This window comes from Methylobacter svalbardensis (genome assembly GCF_037671525.1).
GTDB classification, from domain to species: Bacteria; Pseudomonadota; Gammaproteobacteria; order Methylococcales; family Methylomonadaceae; genus Methylobacter_A; species Methylobacter_A svalbardensis.
Genome location: NZ_JAWPOH010000164.1, coordinates 1 through 1,572, shown reverse-complemented (window position 1 = coordinate 1,572; position 1,572 = coordinate 1). Strand labels below are relative to the sequence as shown.

Genomic DNA, 1,572 nt, shown 5'->3' with positions numbered 1-1,572 from the left:
GCGAAAAAAAATGAATTCCTTGACCCAAGTTGAACACGTAGAGTAAAAACTCACTTCCATCGATGCGTTAGGTTTTAGGTGTTCAAGTTCGGCCAGAATTGGTGTTCAAATTAATCAGAATACGCAACATTTCAAAGCTTAAGGATGTATCATCAAAATTAGCCTCAAAAGAGCCTAATAACGCGTTATTTCGTTTTTTTAGCCAAACCCCCGTTGATGATGTACGGACTCTAACAAAGAATTTTTGTCCGGATGAAGCAAGTGCAAATCATAGCTCAAAAGGAGAATGGATATGGGAACAAGCAGATTCTAGTTCATGGACGCGACCCTATACTAGCCCTAAAAATGGAAAATCAACGAGCATGCTCTGGGATTGTATAACGATGAGAGGATTTTTAGGCGATACTTCATTAGGTAAGAACGGTGATTAGTTAATATGGATAAACAACGACAAAATGACAGTGGACCAGCCTCAAGTGTGGGGGTTGAAGTCCAGTGTAGGGAGCTGATTTATTTTCACCAGATCGGATTTTGTCTGGCTGCTAATCTCCCTTTAGGATGGACATGGAAATTTTAACAATCCAAGTCTTCAAGGTAGCTAAATTGATGTTCAATTCGTCTGCGACGGACTGAATCGATTGGCCATTGCCACGACTGTAAACCTTTACCAACGCCTGCTCTTTGAAGCCTGCCGAATACCTTTTATATTTTTTCATGACTAATCTCAAATTTTATTTTTTTCTTAAAATTTGAGGCGACAACTATTGTGACGCAGGGGGCTTGTTCCAGAACTTGCGTATGTTTTCGCATTACCTGCGCAAGTTTTTCTGTCAATGTACAAGAATGATGAGGAAGAAGTCTATCTGCTGATAGGTCTTGAAACACTTGGTAGCTGTGTTAAAGAAGGATTTGATAACACGGAAAAACTTGCTCTTTGGCAGCTCAGACACAAGAGTATTGCCCGTCGTTCTATACATAGAGAGTTCGATTTGATTGAACCCTATTTAGAATCAGCAATTCCTAGTGAAAAATTCTCAGATGTCATTGACCGTATTAAGAGTGCGGTAAAGATTGTTAATTTAAACTAATCTGGAAAATTTATGAGGATGCCACATTCGGACGCATCGCTCGCGATTGATACGTTTACTGTGTTCAGCTATTGGAATGGTGGTTTCCGTTATCTTGTTTCAAAATACACAATGAAATGACCGCTTGTGTCGATTGTGGTACTTGGTGAATGGCAGGTATAGGAAAATGTAAAATCATAGCCGAATGACTGCAAGGGGTCGTTAACGGATGACCAGAAACCAAAATTTAGCTAGTTTCCAATGTCCGCTTTGGAGGTGCGACCGTTTTTCAACGGCCGCTGATATACGTTACTTAAATCTAAATTTCGGTTTGTTCCGATATTTCAAGAGCGTCATCAACCTCGATACCGAGGTATCTATAGTGGACCCCGAATTCCGGACAATAGTTTAAGCTATGCTCTGTCGAAAAATGAGAAGCAGGAAATGAGCGAAAGCAAACGGAAGATTTTTACAGGGGCTCAAAAAGCCAAAATTGCATTGGAAG

2 protein-coding genes are annotated in these 1,572 nt (G+C 40.3%); one reads left to right on the top strand and one right to left on the bottom strand.

Features of this window, described 5'->3' with window-relative positions; genetic code table 11:
• Positions 1 to 542: 542 nt before the first annotated feature.
• Positions 543 to 716: a transposase gene (locus RW114_RS20575; RefSeq protein WP_340124595.1), complete on the bottom strand. Its 174-nt coding sequence runs from the start codon at positions 714 to 716 to the stop codon at positions 543 to 545.
• A 117-nt stretch (positions 717 to 833) separates the two neighbouring features.
• On the opposite strand from RW114_RS20575, the gene RW114_RS20570 reads away from it, so the two are divergent.
• Positions 834 to 1,088, top strand: coding sequence for a hypothetical protein (locus tag RW114_RS20570; protein WP_340124594.1), 255 nt, complete (start codon positions 834 to 836; stop codon positions 1,086 to 1,088).
• Positions 1,089 to 1,572 lie beyond the last annotated feature (484 nt).